This window comes from Candidatus Poribacteria bacterium (genome assembly GCA_026706025.1).
Taxonomy (GTDB): Bacteria; Poribacteria; WGA-4E; order WGA-4E; family WGA-3G; genus WGA-3G.
This window is the reverse complement of the sequence record JAPOZO010000091.1, coordinates 1-3814: the sequence shown is the minus strand read 5'-3', so window position 1 is coordinate 3814 and position 3814 is coordinate 1. Positions and strand designations below refer to the sequence as shown.

3 protein-coding genes, 2 rRNA genes and 1 pseudogene are annotated in these 3814 nt (G+C 47.5%); all 6 read right to left on the bottom strand.

Features of this window, described 5'->3' with window-relative positions; translation table 11 throughout:
- A partial coding sequence (locus OXH00_23650; protein MCY3744018.1) for a hypothetical protein occupies positions 1-1527 on the bottom strand: 1527 nt, incomplete at its 3' end.
- A gap of 279 nt (positions 1528-1806) precedes the next feature.
- Entirely contained in the window at positions 1807-2346 is a 540-nt protein-coding gene (locus OXH00_23645) for a pyridoxamine 5'-phosphate oxidase family protein (protein MCY3744017.1), read from the bottom strand.
- A gap of 14 nt (positions 2347-2360) precedes the next feature.
- Positions 2361-2972: a carbohydrate binding domain-containing protein gene (locus OXH00_23640; GenBank protein MCY3744016.1), complete on the bottom strand. Its 612-nt coding sequence runs from the start codon at positions 2970-2972 to the stop codon at positions 2361-2363.
- A gap of 4 nt (positions 2973-2976) precedes the next feature.
- Positions 2977-3342, bottom strand: a pseudogene (locus tag OXH00_23635) (type II toxin-antitoxin system RelE/ParE family toxin).
- Between the two features lie 135 nt (positions 3343-3477).
- A 5S ribosomal RNA gene (gene rrf / locus OXH00_23630) occupies positions 3478-3594 on the bottom strand.
- Between the two features lie 112 nt (positions 3595-3706).
- A 23S ribosomal RNA gene (locus OXH00_23625) occupies positions 3707-3814 on the bottom strand; the annotation flags it as partial.

The following is a 3814-nucleotide window of genomic DNA, read 5'->3' as shown; positions in this document are numbered from 1 at the left end:
TCCGCCAAAATCTTTGAACGTCATCTGTGCCTCTTGGGAACGTTGATAGGTGAACGCTTCTTTGATTTCGGTGGTGCCATTTCCTTTTCTGATGATAAACTTGGCAGCCCACCCACGCAATCCGGTAAACGCGTGTCGGTCTAATTCCCTCTGAATTTTTGTTCGGTCAGTTTGTGTCAGATTGCTCATGTTTATAGGGGCGAGGTCCGCCCCATCGATTTTGATCGCAAACTCTGGCAGAACCCCTACGGGCTTGAAAACGATATACCTTGACGCGAAATGCTCAGGCATGGATTCAGAATCGAAGTCGGTGCGGATTGGATAACTGGTGTGGACATCGTTTGGGTGAATAGCGACGGGCGGAAAACGATGTGCAAACTTATACCCGGGCATATCGGTTGCAGTATTGGCGCGGTTGCCTGTGAAATAATTCCATACCGTAAAGGTCTTGAACGCCTCGGCGAGGGTGGTGCCGTTGTCGGTAAAGACATCGTAGAAGTTCCCCATCTCGCGATAACTTCCATCGGTGGTATTTCCATAAAACTGCCTAACGATATCGTATCCGAATCGCTGTGTCATATATAATGCCCAGATAACGGAACCGTACTCGTGGTCGCCAATGCGACTTTCAAGTGAGATATCCGGAATGAGAAACCAGCGTCGGAGTTGATGCGTGTAAAGGTTATAGGCATCGGTCTCGTTAGGTTCATCGGGATCGGGAAGCGTATCACCATCATCAATGCGCCCACCATCGTATGTCATGACTTCTATCCACGTTGCGGACGCTTCCATGAACCATGTCGGCATATAGGCGTTGTAGCCGAACTGGACTCCGTGCTGGAACTCGTGGGTGCAGGTTGTCTGCAGATAGCGAATCCCTTCGGATTTTCCGACGTAATCGTAGATACGGGAATTGATCATGAAGTAGGGGGCGATGGTCAGTGCGGTAGCTAAAACGCGTCCTTCAAACCAATCACCTGTCGCGATGCCGAGTGCGGGGAAGGTAAAGAGATAAACATCATATTTATGATTTCCGCCGTTCTGCGCTGCCCAGAAATCAATATAGGGGACCTTAAATCCCATCAGGTCGATTTGGACGTGGTAGGCGCGTTCCATTGCATCTGCACAGAGGTCGATATAATCAGGTACGCCGTTACGTGGGTGAAAATCTTCAAGTGGCGGTGCGTGTGGTCCGACACGCGTATAGTGGAGCCTGAAGTGCGGTGTGTTAAACTTTTCTGGCAATTCTATCTCACCGAAGAAACTACCGGGGAGTCCGGGTCTTAGGAAAATTGGCTTGAGTTCCTGCCGATATATTGCGGGTAAGTTGTGCCAATTCTTGGCGAGGGTGACAAAACTGTCAGTTACGCACTCTGTTATTTCGCTTTGGGTGTACTGGGATTTAAGGTTAGTGAATTTCCGAGCGGTTTGGATTGCATGCTGGAGTTCAGCATCTGGTGGTAACGCGTGTGCGAAGGGGAGACACGTTATAAAGAACGCGATGATAATAATAAGTGATAATTTCATGTTTTTAACTATTGGGTTTTTGCTCGGTTTTTTCCGTTGTCAAAAATCGGTTTTTGATGAAGTTTGGTCCATCTTTTGGATAATTGTATTTTGACTCCTCGGGAAAGAGTATATGTATTTTGACATCAACGTACATTATACACTGTTTTGGGCTTATATGCCAGAGAACCTTTTAGGGTATCCAGTTCTGTTGCTGTCCATTTTAGCAGGGAAGTCGCGAGCCGTAAACAGCTTCAACAGTTTACGGCACACGGAGTGTGCCTACTACCTTGCAAGTCCTTAGGAGAAATGGGTAGGTTTTCCATCGAGGCTGGTGCGGTTGGTTTCTTTCCAATATGCTTCTACGCCTTCTTCGCCCTTCTTGGTTGCCCACGCGTTTAGCTGCTCTCTTTCACCGACATAGTCATAAAGCGGGACAGCCATTCCGCACGAGGTTTGCACAAGGTCAACGGTGAGATCAAAGATTTGCCTTGCACCCGGTAGTGGTGTGAACAGCGGGAAGAGTAGCTGCCATTCGGGATCATCCTTGTGGATGGCTTTTGCGGTGCCGTAGAGGCGAAGGATCAAGGGATTATCTTCAAAAGCGGTAAACATAAGCGTCATGCGCGGGTTTTCTTGAACATGCGCGGCGGTTTCATTTCCGCTTCCGGTCACGTTTAACCAAGCGACCCGCTTTGGATCAAGGATGCGCAAAGAGTCCATACCCTTCGGGGATAGATTGATTCTGCTGTCAGCAGTTGCGGTTGCAACAAAGAAAATTTTTTGGTCTTCGATGAATTGCTGTAGTTTAGGTGAAATCTGTTTGTATAGTTTTGCCATTTTACCGATTACTCCTAAAGCGATTTGAGTATTGCCCAAGTCGTTGTTAATTTGTCCGAAGGTTCAACGGCTTGTGGCTCTGCGCCTTCAATGTCGCTTACAAATTCGCCTTCGTAGAGACGGATATGATCGAGCCAGACATCAACTTTCTCTGCGCCCATAATAATGCCGGCGCGTGTATTGACATCATCTGCTGTCATTTTGAAGGTGATGAAGAATTCCTTCCATTCTTCGGAGAGGTTAATTGATTTTCGGGCGTATTCATTCCATGGGGCCCCTTGATGAAGGATACGCATTACGACGCTTCTTGGCTTTTCACTTTTTGCCCACAAATTATAGGTATAGGTGATACCTTTTTCCAAGGTGAAGGGTTGCTGATAGAATTGGATGTGCCACAACTCGCCTGCCTTGCTGATTTTGATGTAAACAGCGTTTTTTCCGGCGACGGGTTCTGCCTTTTTGCCCTCAGTTTGAAAAAGCGCGGCGGCATCCGCATGTGTCCAATGGTGCCACCCATCAAGTTTGAGGTCAAAATCACCGTTTTTGAGGATATTTTCGGGGGGTTTCTCGGCGTATGCAAGCGTTGCGAACCCGAACAATACGACTACGGTAAATAAGAATCTCATTTCATCACTCCTTAAAATTGGATACACCTACTTCTCTCCCCTTTTCCCATATATGCCTTCGCTTTCGTGCCAAACGTAAATGCTTCTGTGGTGTTTTTTGAGTCTTCTTGATAAAGCCATGCAGAAGTGCCATCCCGTTATCAGCAACAGTAAACAAAATCCGTGCTATACGTTTTTGGCGGAGGTTACTGCGGACCTCCCATAAATCGGTTTCCAGTTTTCGAGCGAGCGGCGTGCTCACGGGCTAACGAAACTGTACCTTTTCTATATCCGTTCCGATTCTCTGTTTATCTGCTTTATCTAGTCCTCGCAGCCATTCTCGCACGGGTTCACGTCCTGTTTCAGTGCGAAAAAAGATGACGTTAAGCATAGAGGTGCCGGTCAAAAAAAGGAAGGTAGACAGATATTTTCAGCATAGGAATTGTAACACAACTTGGAATGCCGAGTCAAGAAAAATTCCGAGAGAGAAAAAGGGCAGGTGATGAACCTGCCCTTGAGATAGGATTCCCGGCGGCGACTTACTTTCCCGCGGGGTCGCCCCCGAAGTATCATCAGCGCTGAAGGGCTTAACTACCGTGTTCGGGATGGATACGGGTGGATCCCCTTCGCTATAGCCACCGGAAAATTTGTTGCGTGGCTCAGAGATGCGCTGTTTACAGCGATTTCCCCTGAGCGGTTGCAAGAATATTTGACAATTGTATAGGGGTGAGGGTTCGGTAGAAAGAATAAAAGAAGTTATCAAGCCCTCGGCTTATTAGTACCAGTTAGCTGAACCGCTCACACGGTGTACACATCTGGCCTATCAACCTTCTTATCTCGAAGGAGCCTTACCAACTTAACGT

What these genes read in the sequence shown, in the direction of transcription:
- OXH00_23640 (MCY3744016.1), bottom strand. Translation starts at nt 2,972, where the DNA reads ATGAGATTCTTATTTACCGTAGTCGTATTGTTCGGGTTCGCAACGCTT.
- OXH00_23645 (MCY3744017.1), bottom strand. Translation starts at nt 2,346, where the DNA reads ATGGCAAAACTATACAAACAGATTTCACCTAAACTACAGCAATTCATC.